A 22,430-nucleotide genomic window follows, 5' to 3' on the forward strand; every position below is an offset into this window, starting at 1 on the left:
CGGTCTACCGGAATGACCGGTTCCACCGTCCGTCTATGATCCCTCGCGCTCTCTTCCCGGCTGGGGGTGGGGCCAGGAAAACGAAAAACCTCTCGCGGGTGCGAGAGGTCTGCGCGCGGGTCGAGGACGACGGTGTCCACCCGTACCTGGTCGTACGTGGTGGTCACTGCGGACCGGCGCGCCTGCTGCCAATAATCATGGCGAACGAGAGCACGCGGGCATTCTGGCACAGTCTGTCCCCGTGCTCACCGTCCGTCTCAGGATGCGAACAGTGGGCGTTCAGCGCAGGCGTCGCACGAAGCCGTCGTAGTGGCCGTTGGTGTCGCCCGGGACCAGTTGCGCGGAGTCGCTGCCGAGGCCGACGCTCCGGGCGTCCGCGCTCACCCAGGACACCGCCACGGAGGCGTCGGTCACCGGGCCCCCGGTGACGGACTCGCTGACCGTGCGGGTGGTGCCGTCGCGCAGGTCACGCAGGTAGACGTTGGCCGGTCCGAGCCGCCCGTCCGCCGACCGGGGATCCGCCTGGTAGGCCAGGTACCGGCCGTCCGGGCTGAGCACCGGCTGGCGCGGCCGCTCCTCGCCGGCCGTTCCGGGATCGACGCGGCGGGTGACGTCCGTGCGCAGGTCGCGGACGTAGAGGTGGGTGTCGTCCCCGGGGGTCTCGCCCGGCACCAGGTCGTCGCCCCAGTACTGGAAGGCGATGGTCCGGCCGTCCGCGGAGAGCGAGGCGGGCAGCGCGTACCGCTCGGCCGGGGTGCCGTCCGCCCGGACGTTGACCCGCTCCTCGGTGCCGGTGCGGCGGTCGTGGACCCAGGTGGCGCCGTTGGAGCTGCGTGGCACCATCTGCGTGTACGCCACGTGGCGGCCGTCGGCGCTGATGGCCTGGAGCAGGGCGGGGTTGTCGGGGCGGTCGCGGTTGCTGATCCGCTCCACGGCGCCGGTGCGCCGGTCGAGGACGTACACGGCTCCGAAGAGGTCGCCGGGTTCGTGCTCCATCCGGTCGGCCTTGGCGTTGAAGGCGATGTGGCGGGCGTCCGCCGACATGACGGCGCCGCCCGCGTGGGCGGAACCTCCGTCGAGGCCGACGCTGATCCGCTCGGTGCGGCCGGTGCGCCGGTCGTGCAGGTAGATGTCGTACGCCCCCGCGTCCGCGGGCGGGGCCTCCCGGTCGACCAGGTTCCGGGCCTGGGAACGGAACAGGACGTGACGCCCGTCGGAGCTTACGGCGAGCGCCGAGGAGTCGCCGTCGGCCTGCGCGCCGTCCGGGCCGACGTTGACCCGCTCGACGGTTCCCTCGCGCAGGTCGCGCACGAAGACGTCCGCGAGCGCGTTGGTGTCGCCGGGTACCAGGTTGGACGCGTATCCCGAGAAGACCGCGAACCGGCCGTCGGCGCTGAGCCGCGGGCCGTACGAGTCGCCGTCGCCCTGCTCCCCCGTCCCCGCCAGGGTGACCCGCTCGGTCCCCGGCTTCGGTGCCGGTGCCGCCGAGGTCGCCGACAGTGCGACCATCGCCCCCGCGAGCACCGCGACGGACGCTCCCCGCATGGATCTGCGCATGATTCCCGACCTGAGCACGATTCCCCCTGTTTCCCCGTTGACGCCTTCCCCCGGCCCCGCGCCGAGGGGCTTCCCCGAGCCAAGCGCATCGCACGCACAGGGTCAATCACCCGTATTACGTACAACCCGGGCACGGGTTCAGGCGTCCGCGAAGAGGCCGTCCGTCAGGAACTCCCGTACGTGGTCGAGCACCTGCGCCCGGTCCGTGCCCCGCAGCCCGATCGCCACGTGGATGGCGAAGCCGTCGAGGAGGGCGCGCAGCCGGGACGCGAAGCGGTCCGGGTCGACGGGGCGGAACTCGCCGCGCGAGACGCCCTCGGCGAGCAGTGCGACCAGGTCGCGGTGCCAGGCGCCCTCGATGGCGGCCTGCCGGTCGCGGGCCTCGTCGCCGGCGTTCTGCGAGCGGTTCCAGACCTCCAGCCACAGCGTCCAGTGCGGGTCGCGGTGCCCGTCGGGGACGTACAGGTCGACGTAGGCGTGGAGGCGTTCGCGGGCGGTGCCGGGCCGGGCGAGGAGCCGGCCGCGTTCGACGCCGAGGCGGCCCTCGCTCCACTCCAGGGTGCGCAGCAGCAGTTCGTCCTTGGAGCGGAAGTAGTAGAGGAGGTGGCCGCTGCTCATGCCGACCTCGCGGCCGAGCGCCGCCATGGTGAGCTTCTCCAGGCCGCGCTCGGCGATCATCTCCATGGCGGCGGCGAGGACGTCCTCGCGGGGCGGTGCGTTCTTCCGCGCTCGCGCCGCACCGGCCATGGCTGACTCCTCTAGATCCTCGGCTGCTGTTGCGTGACGCAGTGGATGCCCCCACCGCCCGCGAAGATCGTACGGGCGTCCACCAGTGTCACCGTGCGCTCGGGGAACAGGCGCCGGAAGATGCCCGCCGCGAGTTCGTCGTTCGGGTCGTCGAAGGCGCACAGGACGACGCCGTCGTTGCACAGGTAGTGGTTGATGTACGAGTAGTCGACCCAGTCGCCCTCGTCGTCCTTCAGGACCGTCGGGGCGGGAACCTCGACGACCTCCAGGCGCCGGCCCTTGGCGTCGGTCTGGCCGCGCAGGATCTCCAGGTAGGTCTGCGAGCGGGCGTGGTCGGGGTGGGCGGGGTCGCGCTGGCTGTGCACTACGACGGTGCCAGGCCGGGCGAAGGCCGCGACGATGTCGACGTGGCCCTGGGTGCCGTACGTGCCGTAGTCGCCGGTCAGGCCGTGCGGGAGCCAGATGGCCTTGGTGGTGCCGAGCTTGGCGTGGATCTCCGCCTCGACCTGCTCGCGGGTCCAGCCGGGGTTGCGGCCGGGGCCGAGCTGGACGGTGTCGGTCAGCAGGACCGTGCCCTCGCCGTCGACGTGGATGGCGCCGCCCTCGTTGACGAGCGCGCTGCCCAGCACGGGGACACCGGCGAGCTGCGCGACATGGCGGGCGATCTCGGAGTCGTGCTCCCAGCGGGCCCAGTCCTGGGCGCCCCAGCCGTTGAACACCCAGTCCACGGCGGCCAGGACGCCCTGCCCGTCCGTCACGAAGGTCGGGCCGATGTCCCGCATCCAGGCGTCGTCCAGCTCGCGCTCGACCAGGTCGACGTCCGGGCCGAGCAGCTCACGCGCAGAGTCGCCCTGGCCGGGTCCGTGCACCATCGTCACCGGTTCGAAGCGGCGCACCGCGCGGGCGACGGACGCCCAGGCGGCGCGGGCCTCGGCCAGCTGCCCGGCGTCGGCGAACGTCGGGTTGGGGCCGGGCCAGGCCATCCAGGTGCGTTCGTGCGGGGCCCACTCGGGGGGCATGCGGAAGGTCATGGAGATGTCCCAGGAGGTCAGAGGAAGTAGAGGCGGTTGAGGGAGACGGAGTCGGCCGGTTCCGAGCGCAGCGGGTCGCCGTCCAGGGTGACCAGGCCGGTGCGCCGGTCGACGTCGACCTGTCCGGTGCGGGAGTTCAGGCGCAGGTCGGCCGGGCCGATGCCACGGGTGCCGCGCACGGCGACCCGGCGGCGGCGGGTCGGCATGGTGTCGCCGCCCTGGTCGAGGGCGGCCTGCGCGACGAAGGCCACCGATATCTCGGCGGGCGTGGCGCCGTGCGCGCCGAACTGCGGTCCGAGGACGAGGGGTTCGCAGGTGTCGGTGGCCGCGTTCGGGTCGCCGACCACGCCGTACGCCGGGAAGCCGGACTTGAGGACGAGCTGCGGCTTGGCACCGAAGTGGTCCGGCCGCCACAGCACGATGTCGGCGAGCTTGCCGGCCTCGATGGAGCCGACCTCGTGGGCCAGGCCGTGGGCGATGGCGGGGTTGATGGTCAGCTTGGCGATGTAGCGCAGGACGCGTTCGTTGTCGTCGTCCCCGTCGGCGCCGAACTGGGCCTTCATCTTCCCGGCCATGGCGAAGGTGCGGCGGACGGTCTCGCCGGCCCGGCCCATGCCCTGTGCGTCGGAGGAGGTGATGCCGATGGCGCCCAGGTCGTGCAGCACGTCCTCGGCGCCCATGGTCCCGGCGCGGATGCGGTCGCGGGCCATGGCGGCGTCGCCCGGCAGGTCGGTCTTGAGGTCGTGGACGGAGACGATCATGCCGTAGTGCTCGGCGACCGCGTCCCGGCCGAAGGGCAGGGTGGGGTTGGTGGAGGAGCCGATGACGTTGGGGACGCCGGCCATCTTCAGCACGTTGGGCACGTGTCCGCCGCCGCAGCCCTCGATGTGGAAGGCGTGGATGGTGCGGCCCTCCAGGACGCGGAGGGTGTCCTCCACGGAGAGGCACTCGTTCAGGCCGTCGCTGTGCAGGGCGACCTGGACGTCGTGCTCCTCGGCGACGCGCAGGGCGGTGTCGAGGGCGCGGGTGTGGGCTCCCATGTCCTCGTGCACCTTGAAGCCGGACGCGCCGCCCTCGGCCAGCGCCTCGATCAGGGGCGCCCGGTCGGACGACGATCCCCGGCCCAGGAACCCGATGTTGACCGGCCAGGCGTCGAAGGCGCCGAACGCGTGCTTGAGCGCCCAGGGCGAGTTGACGCCGACGCCCCAGACGGGGCCGAACTCCTGCCCGATGACCGTCGTCACGCCGGACGCGAGCGACGCCTCCATGATGCGCGGGGAGAGCAGGTGGACGTGGGTGTCGACGGCTCCGGCGGTGGCGATGAGGCCCTCGCCGGAGACGATGGAGGTGCCCGTGCCGACGACGACGTCGACGCCGTCGAGGGTGTCGGGGTTCCCGGCCCGGCCGATCGCGTGGATCCGTCCCTCGCGGATGCCGATCGACACCTTGCGGATGCCCTGCGCCGCGTCGATCACCACGACGTTGCTGATGACGACGTCGCAGGTCTCGCGCACGGCGGCGGCCTTGAGGTGGAGTCCGTCGCGGGCGGTCTTGCCGAAGCCGGCGAGGAACTCGTCACCGTGGCGCTGGGCATCGGACTCGACGCGGACCACCAGCCCCGAGTCGCCGAGGCGGAGGCGGTCGCCGGCGCGGGGGCCGTGGGTGGCGGCGTAGGCGTGGGCGTCGACGCGGACCGCCTCGCTGACCTCGCGTCCCTTCGAGCGGCTCATCACCCGTCTCCTTCCGGTGCCTGTCGTGCGACGCCGAGATACCCGCAGGCCGCCGCCCGCCGCAGGGCCTCTTCCTTCGCTCCCGGTGCGTCCAGCGGTCCGTCGACCAGACCGGCGAACCCGATCGCGACCCGCCGCCCGCCGATGGGCACCAGGCCGACCTCGGCGCTCTCCCCGGGCCCGAAGCGGACCGAGGACCCGGCGGGGACGGCGAGGCGCATGCCGTAGGCCCGCGCGCGGTCGAAGTCCAGGCGCGGGTTGGCCTCGAAGAAGTGGAAGTGGGAGGTGACGGAGACGGGCACGGTCGCGGTGTTGGTGACCGGGACGCGTACCGCCGCCTCCGGTTCGGCGAGGGCGGGACCCGGCAGCAGGGCGCCCGGCGCCCGCTCCCCCAGTCCGCCCCCGATCGGGTCGGAGACGACCGCTAGCCGGGAGCCGTCGTCGAAGACCGCCTCCACGTGCACCTCGGTGACGACGTCCGCGACGCCGGGCAGCACGTCGTCCGGGCCGAGCACGGACCGGGCGCGCTCGACCGCCTCCGCGAGGCGGGCGCCGTCGCGGGCGGCCTCGCACACGGTGTCCGCGATCAGCGCGGTCGCCTCCGGCACGTTCAGCCGCAGCCCGCGGGCGCGCCGGGAGCGGGCCAGCTCGGCCGCCCCGAAGAGCAGCAGCCGGTCGCGCTCCGTGGGAGTCAGTCTCACGACGCGACACCTCCTTGCCATCCATAAGTTAGAGCATCACTCTAAACGCGGATTCCTTGGAAGAAAAGCGCTGATGAGCTCGCCTGTAGACATCGCATTGAACGTCGCTCTAAATGCTGGGCAAGGCGGTGGACGTGCCGCCGCCCCCGGGCTCTGCCTCGGCAGGGCCCGGGGGCGGCGCGGACTCAGCCCGTCCGGTGTCCGGTGTCCGGGAAGGGGGCCGTTCAGCGGGGGCGGTTCAGACCAGGCGGTGCATCCACCCGTGCTTGTCCTCCGCGGTGCCGCGCTGGATGTCCAGCAGGGCCCCGCGCAGGCGCTGCGTCACCTCGCCGGGCTCGCCCCCGCTCTGCTGCCACTGCGCCCCGGCCCGCTTCACCGTGCCGACCGGCGTGATCACGGCCGCCGTACCGCAGGCGAAGACCTCCGTGAGGGTGCCGTTCTCCGAGTCGCGCTGCCACTGCTCGACGGAGACGCGGCCCTCCTCGGCCTCGTAACCGAGGTCGCGGGCGACGGTGAGGAGGGAGTCGCGGGTGACGCCCTCCAGGATGGAACCGGTCAGGGTCGGGGTGACGATCCTGTCGCCGTACACGAAGTACAGGTTCATGCCGCCGAGCTCCTCTACCCACTGGTGCTCGACCGCGTCGAGGTAGCAGACCTGGTCGCAGCCCTTGGCAGCCGCCTCGGCCTGGGCGAGGAGGGACGCGGCGTAGTTGCCGCCGGTCTTGGCGTCGCCCATGCCGCCGGGCACGGCGCGGACGCGGTCCTCGGAGACCCAGATGGAGACCGGCTTGACGCCGCCCGGGAAGTAGGCGCCGGCCGGGGAGGCGATGACGATGAAGAGGTACTCGTTGGCCGGCTTCACGCCCAGGCCGACCTCGGTCGCGATCATGAAGGGGCGCAGGTAGAGGGATTCCTCACCGCCGTGCGCCGGGACCCAGCCCTGGTCCTGCCGCACCAGCGCGTCGCACGCCTCGATGAAGGTCTCCACCGGCAGCTCCGGCATGCCGAGCCGGCGCGAGGACGCCTGGAAGCGCTGCGCGTTCTTCTCCGGGCGGAAGGTGGCGACGGACCCGTCGGGGCGCCGGTAGGCCTTCAGCCCCTCGAAGATCTCCTGCGCGTAGTGCAGGACCATGGTGGCCGGGTCGAGGGAGAGCGGGGCGTACGGAACGAGCCGGCCGTCGTGCCAGCCGCGGCCCTCGGTCCACTTGACCGTCACCATGTGGTCGGTGAAGTGGCGGCCGAACCCGGGGTTGGCCAGGATCGCCTGCCGCTCCGTGTCGGAGAGCGGGTTGGCGGAGGGCTTGAGCTCGATCGTGGGCGTCGTCATGGGTTGATGTCCTTCACCGGTTTGGTTGTGACGGGCCGCGGTCACGCCCGTACGGCCGGTGGCCGGTGCTAGGACGTCCGAGCATTCCCTCATGTCACGGCTTCGCGTTCGATTATCGCGCGCGGTCCGTGACGGATGAAGCGGGGTGAATGCGGCCCAGGTCTCGATGGTCGCACCTTGCGGACGCAGGAGAAAGCCGCCGGGTGCCTTGTTTCTCGGACCCGGCGGCTTCGAAAGGTTGGATTTCGAGTGTGCCGGGTCAGCCGGCTACGCGTACGGCGAGCGCGTCGCCGATCTCGGAGGTGCTCCGGGCGGGCAGGTCACCGCGCTCACCGAGGTCGGCGGAGACGGCGTCCTCGATGCGGGCCGCCTCGGCCTCGTGGCCGAGGTGGCGCAGCAGCAGGGCGACGGACAGGACGGTGGCGGTGGGGTCGGCCTTGCCCTGGCCGGCGATGTCGGGCGCGGAGCCGTGGACCGGCTCGAACATCGAGGGGAAGTCGCCGGAGGGGTTGATGTTCCCGCTCGCGGCGACGCCGATGCCACCCGAGACGGCCGCGGCGAGGTCGGTGATGATGTCGCCGAAGAGGTTGTCGGTGACGATCACGTCGAAGCGCTCGGGCTGGGTGACGAGGTAGATCGTGGCCGCGTCGACGTGCATGTACTCGGTGGTGACGTCGGGGTACTCGGCGGCCACCTTGTTGAAGACGTTCGTCCACAGGTGACCGGCGAAGGTCAGCACGTTGTTCTTGTGGATGAGCGCCAGCTTCTTGCGCGGGCGGGCCTGTGCGCGGGCGAAGGCGTCGCGGACGACGCGCTCGACACCGTAGGCCGTGTTGACGGAGACCTCGGTGGCGACCTCGTGCTCGGTGCCCTTGCGGATGGTGCCGCCGTTGCCGGTGTACGGGCCCTCGGTGCCCTCGCGGACGACGACGAAGTCGATCTCCGGCTGGCCGGCGAGCGGGGTGGCCACACCCGGCAGCAGCTTGGACGGCCGCAGGTTGACGTGGTGGTCGAAGGCGAAGCGGAGCTTCAGCAGGAAGCCGCGCTCCAGCACGCCGGACGGCACCGACGGGTCGCCGATCGCGCCGAGCAGGATGGCGTCGTGCGCCTTGAGGGCGTCGAGGTCGGCGTCAGTGAGGGTCTCACCGGTGGCGTGGTAGCGCCGGGCGCCGAAGTCGAACTCCTTGGTCTCCAGCTTCACATCCTGCGGAAGGACGGCGGAGAGGACCTTCAGGCCTTCGGCCACGACCTCCTGGCCGATGCCGTCACCGGGAATCACTGCGAGATTGAGGCTGCGAGACATGACGGCACCCTACCCCTCGTCCCACGGGATGACATGCGACGTCCGGCATGCGGACGCGCCCGTCACGCCCGGCTCAGTGGCCGGTGGCGCCGCCGTTGTCGCGGCGGTCGAGGGAGCGCTGGAGGGCGGCGGCCGCGTTCTTGCGGTCGGAGTCGCTGGTGCGGGAGAGGTGGCGGACTCGGCGGCGGACGGTCGTCTCGGCCATGGGAATCGTCTCCTTCGGCGCGCGGGAGCGCGGAAAGCGAGTGGTACGGGGAGACGCCGGAAGGGCGGGGAGCGCGGTGCCGCAGGGGTTGCCTGCGCGGGGCCCGGCTCACGACCGCCTTTCGCTCGATCGAGCGGGACGTTCGGCTCCTACAAAACTAAGGGAACGCGGTGCGTCTGTCTCCACAATTACTCGGACTTCCTACTATCTGAGACAGTGCCGTCGGTCACTCCGCCGTGACCTGCGAAAACGTCGGACGGGCCAGGTCGGGGGGAGACCTGGCCCGTCCGGGATCGGGTGGGCGTCAGCCCATGTGCGGGTACGTGTAGTCGGTCGGCGCGACCAGCGTCTCCTTGATGGCGCGGGTCAGGGTCCAGCGCATCAGGTTCTGCGGGGCGCCGGCCTTGTCGTTGGTGCCGGAGGCACGGCCGCCGCCGAAGGGCTGCTGGCCGACGACGGCGCCGGTCGACTTGTCGTTGATGTAGAAGTTGCCGGCCGCGTAGCGCAGCTTCTCCATCGTGTACGCCGCCGCCGCGCGGTCGTTCGAGATGACCGAGCCGGTGAGCGCGTAGTCGGAGACCGACTCCATCTGGGTCAGCATCTCGTCGTACGCGTCGGCCTTGCTGTCGTCGTACACGTACACCGCGAGGAACGGGCCGAAGTACTCGGTGCGGAACACCTCGTTCTCCGGGTCGGTGCACTCGACGACCGTCGGGCGGACGAAGTAGCCGACCGAGTCGTCGTAGGAGCCGCCCGCGACGATCGTGCAGGTCTCGTCGGCCTTGGCGCGGTCGATGGCGGCCTTGTTCTTGGCGAAGGACCGCTCGTCGATGACGGCGCCGATGAAGTTCGACAGGTCGGTGACGTCACCCATGGTGAGGTAGTCGACCTCGGCGGCGAACTCCTCCTTGAAGCCGTCGTTCCAGATGGACGCCGGGATGTACGCGCGGGAGGTGGCGCTGCACTTCTGGCCCTGGTACTCGAAGGCACCGCGGGTCAGGGCGGTCTTCAGCACGGCGCGGTCGGCGCTCGGGTGGGCGACCAGGAAGTCCTTGCCGCCGGTCTCGCCGACCAGGCGCGGGTAGGTGCGGTACTTCTCGATGTTGTTGCCGACCGTCTTCCACAGGTGCTGGAAGGTCTTGGTCGAGCCGGTGAAGTGGATGCCCGCGAGGTCGCGGTGCTCCAGGGCGACCTCGGAGACCGCGATGCCGTCGCCGGTGACCAGGTTGATGACGCCCTTGGGCAGCCCGGCCTCCTCCAGCAGCTGCATCAGCAGCACGGCGGCGTGGGTCTGCGTCGGGGACGGCTTCCAGACCACCACGTTGCCCATGAGGGCGGGGGCGGTGGGCAGGTTGGCGGCGATCGCGCTGAAGTTGAACGGCGTGATCGCGTAGACGAAGCCCTCCAGCGGGCGGTGGTCCATGCGGTTCCACACGCCCGGGGAGTTGGCCGGGGGCTGCTCGGCCAGGATCTGGCGGGCGTAGTGGACGTTGAAGCGCCAGAAGTCGATCAGCTCGCAGGGGCTGTCGATCTCGGCCTGCTGGGCCGTCTTGGACTGGCCGAGCATGGTGGAGGCGGCGATGGTCTCGCGCCACGGGCCGGACAGCAGCTCGGCGGCGCGCAGGATGATCGCCGCGCGGTCGTCGAAGGACATCGCGCGCCACGCGGGTGCGGCGGCCAGGGCGGCGTCGATCGCGTCCTGGGCGTCCTGCTGGGTGGCGTTCGCGTACGTGCCCAGACGCGCCTTGTGGTTGTGCGGCTGCACGACGTCGAAGCGCTCACCGCCGCCCATCCGCTTCACACCGCCGATGGTGCAGGGCAGGTCGACCGGGTTGTCGGCCAGCTCCTTGAGCTTGGCCTCCAGACGGGCACGCTCGGGCGAGCCGGGGGCGTAGCCGTGCACCGGCTCGTTGACGGGGGTGGGGACCTGGGTCACAGCGTCCATGGGTTCCGTTACTCCTTGACTTGAGCGGGTTGTGCGAGCGGGTGCGGGCTCAGCCCTTGCTCACCATCGAGCGGGCGAAGAACCGGAGGTTGGCCGGCTTCTCCGCGAGACGGCGCATGAAGTAGCCGTACCAGTCGGTGCCGTAGGCGGTGTACACGCGCATGCGGTGGCCCTCGGCGGCGAGCCGCAGGTGCTCGTCGCCGCGGATGCCGTACAGCATCTGGAACTCGTACTCGTCGAGCTTGCGCCCGGCGGTGCGGGCCAGTTCCTGCGCGATGGAGATCAGGCGCGGGTCGTGGGACCCGATCATCGGGTAACCCTCGCCCTCCATCAGCGTCCGCAGGATGCGCACGTACGCCTTGTCGATCTCGTGGCGCTGCTGGTAGGCGACCTCGGCGGGCTCCTTGTAGGCGCCCTTCACCAACCGTACGCGAGAGCCGTTGTCGGCGAGCCGGCGCGCGTCGGCCTCGGTGCGGAAGAGGTAGGCCTGGATGACGCAGCCAGTCTGCGGGAAGTCCTTCCGCAGCTCGTCGTGGATGGCGAACATCGAGTCGAGGGTGGTGTGGTCCTCGGCGTCGAGGGTGACCGTGGTTCCGATCTCGGCGGCGGCCTCGACGACCGGGCGGACGTTGGCGAGGGCCAGCTCGTGGCCGCCGTGGAATGCGGCTGCGGGTCCGGAGGACCCTCCGTTGAGGGCGGTGGTGGGCGACGGGAGGGCCTGGCCGAACATCGAGAGCTTGACGGACATCTCGGCGCGGGTGCCGAGGTCCAGCGGCTTGAGCCGGTCGATCAGCTCCAGGTAGGCGTCGCGGGCGGCCTCGGCCTGCTCGGGGGTGGTGATGTCCTCGCCGACGACGTCCATCGTCAGCTCCAGGCCCTGGTCGGTCAGGTCCCTGATGATCGGCACGATCTGGTCGACCGTCTCGCCGGGGATGAACCGGTCGACGACCGGCTTGGTCACCGGCGCGGCCGAGACCAGACGACGCATCCGGTCGCTGCGCGACGCGGCGAGAATCACGGGACCCAGCACGGGGCACCTCCACTTACCAACCAACACGAGGCCGTAGCCCGACGAACGGGGGACGGCACGGAGAACCACCGTGAAATCTAAGGATCCCCCCGATCGTGGGCCATCGACAGCTGTCACGCATCCGTGCCGCAGATCTCAGACAGATGTATGAACCAGGCACGCAAATGCGGCAGAATGCCCGGGTGACGACGGATTCCAGGGGTGACTACCAGGAGCTGGTCGACGAGATCTCCGAACTGCTGGGCGCGCCCGCGACCCTGGAGAACCGCGACTTCGAGCTGATCGCCTTCGGCGCGTACGACAGCGAGGGCGACCTCGACCCCTCCGCGCTGGACCCGGTGCGCACCCGCTCGATCCTCACCCGGCGCTCCACCACGGCGGTCCGGGCCTGGTTCGAGGGCTTCGGCATCACCCGCGCGACCGGCCCGGTCCGTATCCCGCCGACCCCGGAGGCGGGCGTGTACCGGGGGCGCACCTGCCTGCCGGTACGCCATCGGGGCGTCGTCCTCGGCTACGTGTGGCTCCTGGACACCGAGCCCGGCCCGACGGAGCGGCAGCTGACGGCGGCCATGGAGGTCACCGCCCGGATCGGCGCGCTGCTCGCGGACGAGGCGCAGCACGGCGCGGACCTGAGCCGGGAGCTGCGGGCGGTCCTCACCGCCGACCGGGACTGGCAGCGGGACATGGCCGTGGCGGAACTGCGCACCGCGCTCGGCGCCCGCGCGGACACCCCGCACGCGGTGGTGTGCGTGGCCCCCTGGCCTTCGGCCGGCCCCGACGACGCGCCCTCGGTCCGTACGGTGCCGGGGGCGACGGCGCTGTGCACGATGCCGTGGGACGGGGACGCCGCTCACGCCCTCTGGGCGGCGGGGGCCGCGGGACAGTCGCTGGCGCTGCTGGTGCGGCTGCGTTCGGTGGACGTGCCGACCCCGGCGACGACGGCGGCGGGGCGGCTGCTGGAGCGGGCGCGGGGCGCGGCCGGGGCGGCAGCGGGGGCGGCCGGGGCGACGGCGGGGGTGGCGGCGGGGGTGTCCGCACCGCGCACCGGGCTGGCGGAGCTGGGGGACGCCTGGTGGGAGGCGTCGGCGGCGGCCCGGGCGGCGCGCGCCGAGAGCCGGTTCGGGCCGGTCGCCGAGTGGACGTCCATCGGGGCGTTCCGCCTGCTGACCGCGCTGCCCGCGCGGGTCGTCCACGATCCCGCCGTACGGGGGCTTTTCTCCCCCGCCCACCGCGAACTGGCCCGCACGGCCGAGGTCTACCTCGACTGCGCGGGCCAGGCCGGCCGTACGGCGGCCGAGCTGGGCATCCACCGCCAGACGCTGTACTACCGCCTCTCCCGCGTCGAACAGCTCACGGGCCTGGACCTGGACGACGGCGAGGACCGGCTGCTGTTGCACATGGCGCTGAAGAGCGCGCGCCTCTGACGCACGGTCACGCGGCCATACGGCCACCCCCGGGGCCACTTCTGAAAACGATTGTCATCGTGTTACGGTCATCGAACGCTCAACCTTTGACCGGCCCCTTACTCGGAGTGACCCCGTGCGCGTCTCCGCCCGCCTCCTGCCCGTCCCCGCGGCCCTCGCCGCCTCCGCCCTGCTCACCGGCTGCTTCGCGTCCACGGAAGCCACCGGCACCGGCGCGGGTGGGGGCGAGCGCATCCGCGTCGCGATGATGCAGCCGCCGCGCTCGGGCCTGTCCCCGCTCTCCGACGACGCGTTCAAGCTGTCCCGCTGGTCCACCGCGGAGACGCTCGTCAAACTGAACGCGGACGGCGACGCCCAGCCCTCGCTGGCCACCGAGTGGAAGCAGTCCGGCCGGAGCTGGACGTTCACCCTCCGCGAGGGCGTCACCTTCCACGACGGCACGGAGCTGACCGCCGAGGCCGTCGTCCGCTCCCTCACCGAGGCCGCCACCGCCTCCCCCAAGCCCCGCATCCTGGACGGCGTCGAGCTGACCGTGAAGGAAGGCGACGCCGGCACCGTGGTCGTCACCACCGCCGAGGTGGACCCCCTGGTCCCGCAGCGGCTCAGCTCCCCGCAGCTGTCGGTCCTCGCGGCGAAGGCGTACCGGGGGAAGACGGTGAACCCGGTCGGCGCCGGCACCGGCCCCTTCGAGCTGACCGAGGTCAACGGCACCTCCTCCGCCGCCCTCGACCGCTACGACGACTACTGGGGCGGCAAGGCCAAGGCACCCGGCATCGACGTGACGTTCGTACCGGACGGCACCGCGCGCGCCGCCGCCCTGCGCAGCGGCGAGGCCGACATCGTCGAGGCGGTGCCCGTCTCGCAGGCCGCGCTGCTGGAGAAGGACCTGATCACCGAGGTCCCGATGCCGCGCACCAACACGCTGTACCTCAACACGGAGAAGGGCCCCTTCGAGGACCCGGCGCTGCGGGCGGCGGCCCGGGAGGCGATCGACGCCGAGTCGATCGTGAAGGGCGTCTACGAGGGGCGGGCCGACGTGGCCGAGGGGCTGCTCGGACCCGCGCTGCCGTGGGCGGCCGGGCTGCGCGAGCCGGTGCGGCGGGCGAAGGCGGGCGACCCGTCCGGGAAGAGCATCACCATCGGCACCTTCACCGACCGGGCCGAGCTGCCCGAGGTGGCCGCCGCGCTGCAACAGCAGCTGAAGAAGGCGGGGTTCGAGGTGAAGCTGGAGGTCCGCGAGTACGCCAACATCGAGTCCGACGCCCTGGCGGGCGCGTTCGACGCGTTCATCCTCTCCCGCGCCACCGTCCTCGACTCCGGCGACCCGGCCGCCTACCTCTACAGCGACTTCGCCTCCGACGGCTCCTTCAACATCTCCCAGCTCGCCGACCCGGCCGTGGACAAGGCCCTGAACAAGGCGGGCACCACCCCGACCGGTGACGCCCGGCGCCGGGCGGTCGTCGACGCGGAGGCCGCCGTGCTCGCCACCGACGCGGCCGTGCCGATGCTGCACGAGCGCGTGATCCAGGGCGACGCCGCCGACGTGGTCGGCGCGGCCCACGACCCGCGCGAGCGGGAACTGGTCACGCTCGACACGCACGTCAAGTGAGGCCGACCACAGCGGGGGTGACGCGCGCCGTCTCCCTCGTCGCCGTGCTGGCCGCCGTCGGCCTGCTGCCCTGGCTGTCCGGCCGGGACCCGGCGCTGACCGTGCTGCGCGCCCGGTCCGCCGAGCAGGAACCGACCGAGGAGGCGCTGTCCGCGATCCGCCGGGACCTCGGCCTGGACGCCGGCCCGCTCTCCCTGCTGGGCGACTGGGCGTCCGGGCTGCTCCGCGGCGACCTCGGCACCTCGTGGGTGTCGGGGACCGAGGTCGCGCCGTCCGTCGTCTCCGGACTCCAGGTGTCACTGGGCCTGATGGCCGCCGCGCTGACGGTGGCCGTGCTGCTGGCGGTGGCGCTGGTGGCACCCGTACTGGTGCGGGGGCGGGGGTCGGCCGGGGCGTTCGCCGCGATGGCCGCCGCCGTCCCCGAGTTCCTGCTGGCGACGGTCGGGCTGCTGGTGTGCGGGGTGTGGCTGGGATGGCTGCCGACGTCCGGCTGGCAGGGGCCCGAGTACCTGGTCCTGCCCGCCCTCGCGCTCGGCGTCCCCGCGGGCGGCCTGCTCGGGCGGCTGGTCGCGGACGCGCTGCCCGCCGTACTGGACGAACGGTGGGTGGAGCTGTGGCGGGGCGCGGGAGTGAGCCGTGCCCGCGTCTCGGCCGCCGCACTGCGCCGCGTACTGCCGCCGCTGGTCCCGCAGTTCGGGATGGTCGCCGTCGGACTGACGGGCGGCGCGGTCGCGGTGGAGACGGTGTTCGCGGTCCCCGGCATCGGGCGTACGGCACTGGGGGCGGCCAAGTCGCAGGACCTGCCGCTGCTCCAGGGTGCGGTCCTCGCCCTGCTCGCCCTCGGCCTGGTGGCCGGCGCGGCATCCGCCCTCGTACGGCGCCGGCTGCTGGGCCCCGCCCTGCGCGACGCCGGGCTCTCGCTGCCGCCGGCCCGCCCGGTCCGGGCGCATCCGGCGATCCCGGCCGCCCTCGCCGCCGTACTGCTGGCGGCGATCGGCTGGGGCCTGCTGCGCGACCCGTACGCGGTGGACACGGCCGCCCGCCTCTCCCCACCCTCCTGGGCGTACCCGCTCGGCACCGACGGGCTCGGCCGCGACGTGCTGGCCCGGCTCGGACACGGCGCCGCCTCGACGGTCGGCACGGCGGCGGCCGTCTGCCTGCTGAGCCTGCTGGCCGGGCTGGCGCTGGGCTTCTGGCCGGGTGTCGCGGCGGGTGCGGCGGACATCGCCAACGCCCTGCCGCCCGTCATCGTCGGCATCCTGGTCGCGGCTGCGGCCGGTCCCGGCACCGGCGGCGCGGCCCTCGCCGTCGCGCTGATCTCCTGGCCGCCGCTGGCCGCGCACGCGGCTGCGCTGGTGCAGGAGGTACGGGCGTCGGCGTTCCTGGCCGCGCAACGCGCCATCGGCGCACCGCCGTTGTGGATCCTCACCCGGCACGTCCTGCCGTCCGTCGCCGCCCCGGTCGCCCGCCACGCCCTCCTCCGGCTGCCCGGCATCGCGCTCGCCCTGGCCTCCCTGGGCTTCCTGGGCCTGGGCGCCCAGCCACCGGCCCCCGAGTGGGGCCTGCTCCTGGACGAGTCCCGCGCCTACATCGAACGCGCCCCCTGGGCGGCCCTGGCCCCTGCCGTCGCCCTCGCCCTGCTGGCGGGGCTGGCGGTGTCGGGCGCGGCGCTCGCCCGCGGTCGCGGCACCCGCCGCGGCCCGCACGCCAGGCCCACTGCCGGCCCCGCGTCCCGGAAGGAGACCAACGATGCGGTCCGAGGCACTGCCGTCGGTGCGTGACCCGCGCACCGCCTCCGGCCCCACGGCGGCCCCCCGCGCGAAGCCGCCGGCATCAGCAGCGGCACCGAGGCCACCCGAGCCGCCGCCGTCCGTGCGCGGCACCCCCTCCGGCCTGCCGGCGGCCCCGCACGCGGAGCCGTCGGCATCAGGCGCGGCGCACGGTGACCGACACGCCCCCCACGCCACACCCGCCCCCCGGAAGGAGGCCACCGATGCCACCCGAGCCCCTGCTGTCCGTGCGTGACCTGCGTATCTCCTTCGGCCCCGCGGAGGCCGTGCGCGGTCTGTCCTTCGACGTGCACCCGGGTGAGGTCCTGGGCGTCGTCGGGGAGTCGGGGGCGGGCAAGTCCCTCGCCGCCCGCGCGCTGCTGGGCATGGTGCCGCGGAGCGCGGCCACCGGCGGCAGCGTCCGGTTGCGGGGAGCGGCCGACCTCGCCGCCGAGCGCGGGCGCCGGATCGCCCTCGTGCCCCAGGACGCCCTGTCCGCCCTCTCCCCCGTCCACCCGGTGGGCGACCAACTCGCGGCCGCCGTACGGTCGGTGCGCCGCGTCTCCCACAAGGAGGCCCGGGCGCGGGCGGTGGCGGCCCTCGACCGGGTCGGCATCCCCGACGCCTCCCGCCTGGCGCGCGCCTACCCGCACGAGTACTCGGGCGGCATGCGCCAGCGCGCGGTGATCGCCATGGCGACGGTCAACGAGCCGGACGTGGTCGTCGCCGACGAACCGACCACCGCGCTGGACGAGGAGCGCCGCGAGCAGGTGCTGCGCGTGCTCGCCGAGCAGCGGGAGGCGGTGGGCGCCGCACTGGTCCTGGTCACCCACGACCTGGACGTCGTACGCGGCCACGCGGACCGCGTGCTGGTGATGTACGCCGGGCGGGCGGTCGAACTCGGACCGGCCGAAGGGGTGCTGTCCCGCCCGCGTGCCCCGTACACGGCGGGCCTGCTGGCCTCGCTCCCGCAGGACGGCCCCCGGCGCCGCCGCCTCCCGGCCCTCCCCGGCACCCCGCCCGCCCCGGACGCCCTCGGCCCCGGCTGCGCCTTCGCCCCGCGCTGCCCACTGGCGGTGGAGCAGTGCGGTGCGGCCGAACCGGTGCCCCAGACGGTGGACGGCCGGCTGGTCGCCTGCCACCGCGCGGCCGAGATCCCCGAGCCCCTCAAGGAGTTCGCGTGAACGACCTTCTCCTGGACGTGCGCGACCTGGTCGTCCGCTACGGTCCGGTGACCGCCGTGGACCACGTCTCCTTCACCCTGGACGCCGGTGAGACCCTCGCCCTCAACGGCCCCTCCGGCTGCGGCAAGTCCTCCACCGCCCTGGCGGTGCTCCAACTGCGCCGGCCGGACGGCGGCGAGGTCCGCTTCGAGGGGCGGGAGCTGACGGGCCTGTCCGAGCGGGAACTGCGGCCGCTGCGCCCGCGCATGCAGCCCGTCTTCCAGGACCCCTACGGCTCCCTCAGCCCCCGCCACCGCATCCGCGACGCGGTGGCCGAGCCGCTGAAGGTGCAGGGCCGCTGGAACCCGGCCGACGGCCCGGACCGGGTGGCCGAACTGCTCGACCGGGTCGGCCTGGACCCGTCGTACGGCGACCGGCGCCCGCACGAGCTCTCCGGCGGCCAGTGCCAGCGCGTCGGCATCGCCCGCGCCCTCGCCTCCGAGCCCCGCCTGCTGGTCCTCGACGAGCCGGTGTCGGCCCTGGACGCCTCGGTACGGGCCGGGGTGCTGAACCTGCTCGCCGACCTCCAGGACGAGCTGGGCCTCGGCTACCTGTTCATCTGCCACGACCGGGCCGTCGTACGGCATGTGGCGGACCGGGTGGTCGAGATGCGGGACGGGCGGATCAGCTCCGGGTGACGCCCTCGACCACCCGGCGCAGCCCCTCGGCGAGCTGCTCCGCCTCGGGGGCGTCCTTGGGAGCGAAGGACCACTGCGTCATGAGTCCCATCAGCAGCGTGACGTAGAAGTTCCCGAGGGTGTCCACGGTCTCCTCCGGTACGTCCTCCTCACGCCCGCCCATGAAGAGCGTGACCAGGCCCCGCGCACCCTCCCGCTGGGCCCGTGCCAGGTGATCCCGCACCTCCGGCATCTGGTCGCCCGTGGACACGATCTCCATGCTGAGCCGCCACAGCGAGCCCGGGTCGCGCATGGTGCCGATGATGTTCGAGCACACCGCCGAGAACCGCTCCAGCGAGCCGGGTTCGCCGGGCAGATCGCCCTCGGCACCGCCCTCGAAGGCGCCGGACATCGCCTCCACCAACTCGATGTAGGCCTGTACGAGCAGCGCGTCCTTGGACCCGTAGTGGTAGCCGATCGACGCGAGGTTGGTCCCCGACTCCTTGACGATGTCCCGCGCGGTCGTGCGCGCGAAGCCCTTCTCCAGCAGGCAGCGCTTGGCGCCGGCGAGCAGATCCTCACGGTGTCCCATGCGCCCACCCTATCCCCGGTCCATACGGGCGTCCTATACAAGCGTCATAGACAGGCGTCTTACACGTTCGTATAGTCGCTCGCATGACACCCACCCCGTCCCGTGCCGGCCGCCGCGAATGGACCGCGCTCGCCGTGCTGATGCTTCCGCTGCTGCTCGTCTCCATGGACGTGTCGGTCCTGTACTTCGCCGTCCCGGCGATCAACGCCGACCTCGCGCCGAGCGGCACCCAGCAACTGTGGATCTTCGACGTCTACGCCTTCGCCGTGGCCGGCCTGCTGATCACCATGGGGTCGGTCGGCGACCGCATCGGCCGCCGCAAGCTGCTGCTGATCGGCGCCGCGGCCTTCGGCGCCGCCTCACTGACCGCGGCGTACGCGGACAGCGCCGGGACGCTCATCGCGGCCCGCGCGCTGCTCGGCATCGGCGGCGCGACGCTGATGCCCTCGACCCTGGCCCTGGTCCGCTCCCTGTTCACCGACCCCGCCCAGCGGGCGCGGGCCATCGCGATCTGGTCCGGCGTGATGACGGCCGGCGTGGCGCTCGGCTCGGTGCTGAGCGGGATGCTGGTGGAGTTCTTCTGGTGGGGTTCGGTCTTCCTGGTGAACCTGCCGGCGATGGCCCTGCTCCTGATCCTCGGGCCGCTCCTGCTGCCCGAGTCGAAGGACCCGGCGCCGGGCCGCTTCGACTGGGTGAGCATCCCGCTGTCGATGGCCGCGGTGCTCCCGGTGGTCTACGGCCTCAAGGAGATCTCGGCCGACGGCTGGAACGTCCGGTACGTCATGGCGGTGACCGTGGGTCTGCTGTTCGCGGCGCTGTTCGTGCACCGGCAGCGGACCACCGCCTCGCCGATGGTCTCACCCGCCCTCTTCCGCGCGCGCGGTTTCGCCCCGGCCGTCGTCCTCAACCTGGTCACGATGTTCGCGATGATGGGCTCGGCGTTCTTCACCTCGCAGTACATCCAGTCGGTCGTGGGCAAGAGCGCGCTGGAGGCGGCCCTGTGGGCGCTGCTGCCCTCGGTGCCGATCGGCTTCGCGGCCCCGCTCGCGGCCCACCTGGTGCAGAAGGGCGTCAACCGCGCCCACGTGGTGTCGGCGGGCTTCGCCCTCGCCGCTTGCGGCTACGTCCTGCTGACGCCGGTGGACACGGACGCGCTGGCGCTGGGGCTGGTGGCCGCCGGGGTCCTCGCCTCGGGCGTCACCATGGTGATGTCCCAGATCATGGACCTCGCGCTGAGCGCCGCTCCGGTGGAGCGGGCGGGCTCCGCGTCCTCCCTCATGGAGACCGGCGCCGAGTTCGGCGGGGCGCTGGGGATGGCGGTGCTCGGTTCCATCGGTACGGCGGTCTACCGGCAGGAGATGCCGGACTCCGCTCCGGAGGCGGCACACGAGACGCTGGGCGGCGCGCTGGCCGTCGCCGGGCAGTTGCCGGGGCGCGCGGGAGACGCCCTGGCCACCGCGGCACGGGAGGCGTTCACCGACGGGATGCACGCGGCGGCGATCGCGGGCGCGGTGGTGCTCGCCGGTGCGGCGGTCCTGGCGTCGGTGACGTTGCGGAGGGTACGGGTGCGCGAGGAGGCGTGCACGGAAAACGCCGGACAGGCTGATCAAGTCAGCCCGTCCGGCGTTTGAGGACGAGGCCCGTTCAGGGCCGAAGCGGGGGTCCCGGGGGCGGCAGCCCCCGGGGCGGTCACCTCAGACCAGGTTCACCGACCGGGCCGACGTCGCCCCGATCTCCGCTGAAACCTCCGCCAGCACCCCGGCGGGCACCGTGTCGTCGACGGTCAGCACGGCCAGCGCCTCGCCGCCGACCGTCGCACGGGCGACCTGCATGCCGGCGATGTTGATGCCCGCCTCGCCGATGACGCGGCCGACGGTGCCGACGACGCCGGGACGGTCCTCGTAGCGCAGGACGACCATGTGGTCGGCGAGGGCGAGGTCCACGTCGTACTCGCCGACGGCGACGAGCTTCTGGAGGTGCTTCGGGCCGGCCAGCGTGCCGGAGACCGACACCTCCTCGCCGTCCTGGAGGGTGCCGCGCACGGTGACGACGTTGCGGTGCTCCGGGGACTCCGAGCTGGTGGTCAGCCGGACCTCGACGCCGCGCTCCTGGGCGAACAGAGGGGCGTTGACGTACGACACGGTCTCGTCGACGACGTCCTCGAAGACACCCTTGAGGGCGGAGAGCTCCAGCACCTTCACGTCGTGCTGGGTGATCTCGCCGTAGACCTCGACGTCGAGGCGGACTGCGACCTCGCCGGCGAGCGCGGTGAAGATGCGGCCGAGGCGCTCGGCGAGCGGCAGGCCCGGCTTGACGTCCTCGGCGATGACACCGCCCTGCACGTTCACCGCGTCGGGGACCAGCTCGCCGGCGAGGGCGAGGCGGACCGACTTGGCGACGGCGATGCCGGCCTTCTCCTGGGCCTCGTCCGTGGAGGCGCCGAGGTGCGGGGTGCAGACGACCTGGTCGAACTCGAACAGCGGCGAGTCGGTGCAGGGCTCCTTGGCGTACACGTCCAGGCCGGCGCCGGCGACCCGGCCCTCCTTCAGCGCCGAGTACAGCGCCTCCTCGTCGACGATGCCGCCACGCGCGGCGTTGACGATGCGGACGCTCGGCTTGACCTTGCGCAGCGCCTCGTCGCCGATCAGGCCGAGGGTCTCGGGGGTCTTGGGGAGGTGGACGGTGATGAAGTCGGAGACCTCGAGCAGCTCGTCCAGCGACAGCACCTTGACACCCATCTGCGCGGCCCGCGCGGGCTGCACGTAGGGGTCGTAGGCGACGACCTTCATGCCGAAGGCCGACATGCGCTGCGCGACGAGGGCGCCGATGCGGCCCAGGCCCACGACGCCGAGGGTCTTCTCGGCCAGCTCGACACCGGTGTACTTGCTGCGCTTCCACTCGCCGTTCTTGAGCGCGGCGTTGGCCTGCGGGATGTTGCGGGCGGTGGCGACGAGCAGACCGCAGGCGAGCTCGGCGGCGGTCACGATGTTGGAGGTCGGGGCGTTGACCACCATCACGCCGGCCTTGGTGGACGCGGCGACGTCCACGTTGTCCAGGCCGACCCCGGCGCGGGCGACGACCTTGAGCTTCTTCGCGGCGGCGATGGCCTCGGCGTCGACCTTGGTCGCGGAGCGGACCAGGATCGCGTCCACGTCGGCGATGGCGGGGAGCAGCTCGGCCCGGTCCGCGCCGTTGCACTGGCGGATCTCGAAGTCGGGGCCGAGCGCGTCCACGGTCGCGGGCGACAGCTCTTCGGCGATGAGTACGACGGGTTTCGAGCTCACGTGAGTCCTCACAAGTCCAATGCGGACGGCCGTCCCGACGGCCGCATGCGGTGGAGGGTTGGTGGCCGCGTGGAAGACGCACGACGCTGTGGGCCTGACGCGTATGTTGTCAGCAGTCTAGTGGCGTGGCGGAGGTCGTCCTGCGCCTTGGCGGAAGGATCACCCGTCCGTGGCCGGACGGGTTGGACAACGCCGCCCCCACGACGTTACCCGGGGTTCGGGGAGGGGGGGGGGGGGGGGGGGGCCGGCCCCCCCCGCCCTTCGGGGGTTCGCCCCCCCGTCTACCCCACCCCTGCGCCTTCTTCACCCCCTTTCCTTTGTTTCCCCGAAGTGCTC

The 22,430-nt window shown here is 72.8% G+C and carries 18 protein-coding genes; 6 read left to right on the top strand and 12 right to left on the bottom strand.

Annotated elements, in window-relative coordinates:
- Window positions 1-279 precede the first annotated feature (279 nt).
- The 10 genes from ACZ7G3_RS24830 to ACZ7G3_RS24875 form a co-directional block, all read right to left on the bottom strand.
- Window positions 280-1,557, bottom strand: coding sequence for a TolB family protein (locus ACZ7G3_RS24830; protein ID WP_470928289.1), 1,278 nt, complete (start codon window positions 1,555-1,557; stop codon window positions 280-282).
- Window positions 1,558-1,695: 138 nt separating this feature from the next.
- A complete protein-coding gene (locus ACZ7G3_RS24835; protein ID WP_470928290.1) occupies window positions 1,696-2,304 on the bottom strand; it encodes a TetR/AcrR family transcriptional regulator in 609 nt (202 codons plus the stop codon).
- Window positions 2,305-2,315: 11 nt separating this feature from the next.
- The gene (locus ACZ7G3_RS24840; protein ID WP_470928291.1) at window positions 2,316-3,335 is read right to left on the bottom strand and encodes an agmatine deiminase family protein; all 1,020 of its coding nucleotides are present in this window, start codon (window positions 3,333-3,335) and stop codon (window positions 2,316-2,318) included.
- Between the two features lie 17 nt (window positions 3,336-3,352).
- Window positions 3,353-5,065, bottom strand: coding sequence for an urease subunit alpha (locus ACZ7G3_RS24845; protein WP_470928292.1), 1,713 nt, complete (start codon window positions 5,063-5,065; stop codon window positions 3,353-3,355).
- A complete protein-coding gene (gene ureA / locus ACZ7G3_RS24850; RefSeq protein ID WP_470928293.1) occupies window positions 5,065-5,766 on the bottom strand; it encodes an urease subunit gamma in 702 nt (233 codons plus the stop codon). The genes ACZ7G3_RS24845 and ureA overlap by 1 nt, the downstream gene beginning before the upstream one ends.
- A gap of 238 nt (window positions 5,767-6,004) precedes the next feature.
- Window positions 6,005-7,093: a branched-chain amino acid aminotransferase gene (locus tag ACZ7G3_RS24855; RefSeq protein ID WP_426600233.1), complete on the bottom strand. Its 1,089-nt coding sequence runs from the start codon at window positions 7,091-7,093 to the stop codon at window positions 6,005-6,007.
- A 259-nt stretch (window positions 7,094-7,352) separates the two neighbouring features.
- A complete protein-coding gene (locus ACZ7G3_RS24860) occupies window positions 7,353-8,396 on the bottom strand; it encodes a 3-isopropylmalate dehydrogenase (protein ID WP_426600234.1) in 1,044 nt (347 codons plus the stop codon).
- Window positions 8,397-8,469: 73 nt separating this feature from the next.
- Window positions 8,470-8,601, bottom strand: coding sequence for a hypothetical protein (locus ACZ7G3_RS24865; protein ID WP_011030289.1), 132 nt, complete (start codon window positions 8,599-8,601; stop codon window positions 8,470-8,472).
- A 304-nt stretch (window positions 8,602-8,905) separates the two neighbouring features.
- Window positions 8,906-10,546 (bottom strand): L-glutamate gamma-semialdehyde dehydrogenase, encoded by a 1,641-nt coding sequence (gene pruA / locus ACZ7G3_RS24870; RefSeq protein WP_470928294.1) that lies wholly within the window; start codon window positions 10,544-10,546, stop codon window positions 8,906-8,908.
- Between the two features lie 49 nt (window positions 10,547-10,595).
- Window positions 10,596-11,576 (bottom strand): proline dehydrogenase family protein, encoded by a 981-nt coding sequence (locus ACZ7G3_RS24875; protein WP_470928295.1) that lies wholly within the window; start codon window positions 11,574-11,576, stop codon window positions 10,596-10,598.
- A 164-nt stretch (window positions 11,577-11,740) separates the two neighbouring features.
- On the opposite strand from ACZ7G3_RS24875, the gene ACZ7G3_RS24880 reads away from it, so the two are divergent.
- From ACZ7G3_RS24880 to ACZ7G3_RS24900, 5 genes are all read left to right on the top strand, one after another.
- The gene (locus ACZ7G3_RS24880) at window positions 11,741-13,000 is read left to right on the top strand and encodes a PucR family transcriptional regulator (RefSeq protein ID WP_470928296.1); all 1,260 of its coding nucleotides are present in this window, start codon (window positions 11,741-11,743) and stop codon (window positions 12,998-13,000) included.
- 115 nt (window positions 13,001-13,115) lie between these two features.
- Window positions 13,116-14,609 (top strand): ABC transporter substrate-binding protein, encoded by a 1,494-nt coding sequence (locus ACZ7G3_RS24885; RefSeq protein ID WP_470928297.1) that lies wholly within the window; start codon window positions 13,116-13,118, stop codon window positions 14,607-14,609.
- Window positions 14,606-16,390: an ABC transporter permease subunit gene (locus tag ACZ7G3_RS24890; RefSeq protein WP_470928298.1), complete on the top strand. Its 1,785-nt coding sequence runs from the start codon at window positions 14,606-14,608 to the stop codon at window positions 16,388-16,390. The genes ACZ7G3_RS24885 and ACZ7G3_RS24890 overlap by 4 nt, the downstream gene beginning before the upstream one ends.
- A 212-nt stretch (window positions 16,391-16,602) precedes the next feature.
- On the top strand, window positions 16,603-17,562 hold the full coding sequence (locus tag ACZ7G3_RS24895) for an ABC transporter ATP-binding protein (RefSeq protein WP_470928299.1): 960 nt from the start codon (window positions 16,603-16,605) through the stop codon (window positions 17,560-17,562).
- On the top strand, window positions 17,559-18,239 hold the full coding sequence (locus ACZ7G3_RS24900; protein ID WP_470928300.1) for an ATP-binding cassette domain-containing protein: 681 nt from the start codon (window positions 17,559-17,561) through the stop codon (window positions 18,237-18,239). Before ACZ7G3_RS24895 ends, ACZ7G3_RS24900 begins: the two co-directional genes overlap by 4 nt.
- Here the strand turns inward: ACZ7G3_RS24900 and ACZ7G3_RS24905 are convergent.
- A complete protein-coding gene (locus ACZ7G3_RS24905) occupies window positions 18,226-18,810 on the bottom strand; it encodes a TetR/AcrR family transcriptional regulator (protein ID WP_470928301.1) in 585 nt (194 codons plus the stop codon). The genes ACZ7G3_RS24900 and ACZ7G3_RS24905 overlap by 14 nt on opposite strands.
- A gap of 83 nt (window positions 18,811-18,893) precedes the next feature.
- On the opposite strand from ACZ7G3_RS24905, the gene ACZ7G3_RS24910 reads away from it, so the two are divergent.
- Complete coding sequence (locus ACZ7G3_RS24910; protein WP_470928302.1) at window positions 18,894-20,441, top strand: MFS transporter; 1,548 nt, start codon at window positions 18,894-18,896, stop codon at window positions 20,439-20,441.
- A gap of 63 nt (window positions 20,442-20,504) precedes the next feature.
- On the opposite strand, the gene serA is transcribed toward ACZ7G3_RS24910, so the two are convergent.
- Window positions 20,505-22,094 (bottom strand): phosphoglycerate dehydrogenase, encoded by a 1,590-nt coding sequence (serA, locus tag ACZ7G3_RS24915; RefSeq protein ID WP_426600244.1) that lies wholly within the window; start codon window positions 22,092-22,094, stop codon window positions 20,505-20,507.
- Window positions 22,095-22,430: the final 336 nt, after the last annotated feature.

It is taken from the genome of Streptomyces sp. NPDC037271 (assembly GCF_055603605.1).

Excerpts from the sequence above, each read along its gene's own strand:
- ACZ7G3_RS24830 (WP_470928289.1), bottom strand. The coding sequence starts at position 1,557 with ATGCGCAGATCCATGCGGGGAGCGTCCGTCGCGGTGCTCGCGGGGGCG.
- ACZ7G3_RS24835 (WP_470928290.1), bottom strand. The coding sequence starts at position 2,304 with ATGGCCGGTGCGGCGCGAGCGCGGAAGAACGCACCGCCCCGCGAGGAC.
- ACZ7G3_RS24840 (WP_470928291.1), bottom strand. The coding sequence starts at position 3,335 with ATGACCTTCCGCATGCCCCCCGAGTGGGCCCCGCACGAACGCACCTGG.
- ACZ7G3_RS24845 (WP_470928292.1), bottom strand. The coding sequence starts at position 5,065 with ATGAGCCGCTCGAAGGGACGCGAGGTCAGCGAGGCGGTCCGCGTCGAC.
- ACZ7G3_RS24855 (WP_426600233.1), bottom strand. The coding sequence starts at position 7,093 with ATGACGACGCCCACGATCGAGCTCAAGCCCTCCGCCAACCCGCTCTCC.
- ACZ7G3_RS24860 (WP_426600234.1), bottom strand. The coding sequence starts at position 8,396 with ATGTCTCGCAGCCTCAATCTCGCAGTGATTCCCGGTGACGGCATCGGC.
- ACZ7G3_RS24865 (WP_011030289.1), bottom strand. The coding sequence starts at position 8,601 with ATGGCCGAGACGACCGTCCGCCGCCGAGTCCGCCACCTCTCCCGCACC.
- pruA (WP_470928294.1), bottom strand. The coding sequence starts at position 10,546 with ATGGACGCTGTGACCCAGGTCCCCACCCCCGTCAACGAGCCGGTGCAC.
- ACZ7G3_RS24880 (WP_470928296.1), top strand. The coding sequence starts at position 11,741 with ATGCGGCAGAATGCCCGGGTGACGACGGATTCCAGGGGTGACTACCAG.
- ACZ7G3_RS24895 (WP_470928299.1), top strand. The coding sequence starts at position 16,603 with ATGCCACCCGAGCCCCTGCTGTCCGTGCGTGACCTGCGTATCTCCTTC.
- ACZ7G3_RS24905 (WP_470928301.1), bottom strand. The coding sequence starts at position 18,810 with ATGGGACACCGTGAGGATCTGCTCGCCGGCGCCAAGCGCTGCCTGCTG.
- ACZ7G3_RS24910 (WP_470928302.1), top strand. The coding sequence starts at position 18,894 with ATGACACCCACCCCGTCCCGTGCCGGCCGCCGCGAATGGACCGCGCTC.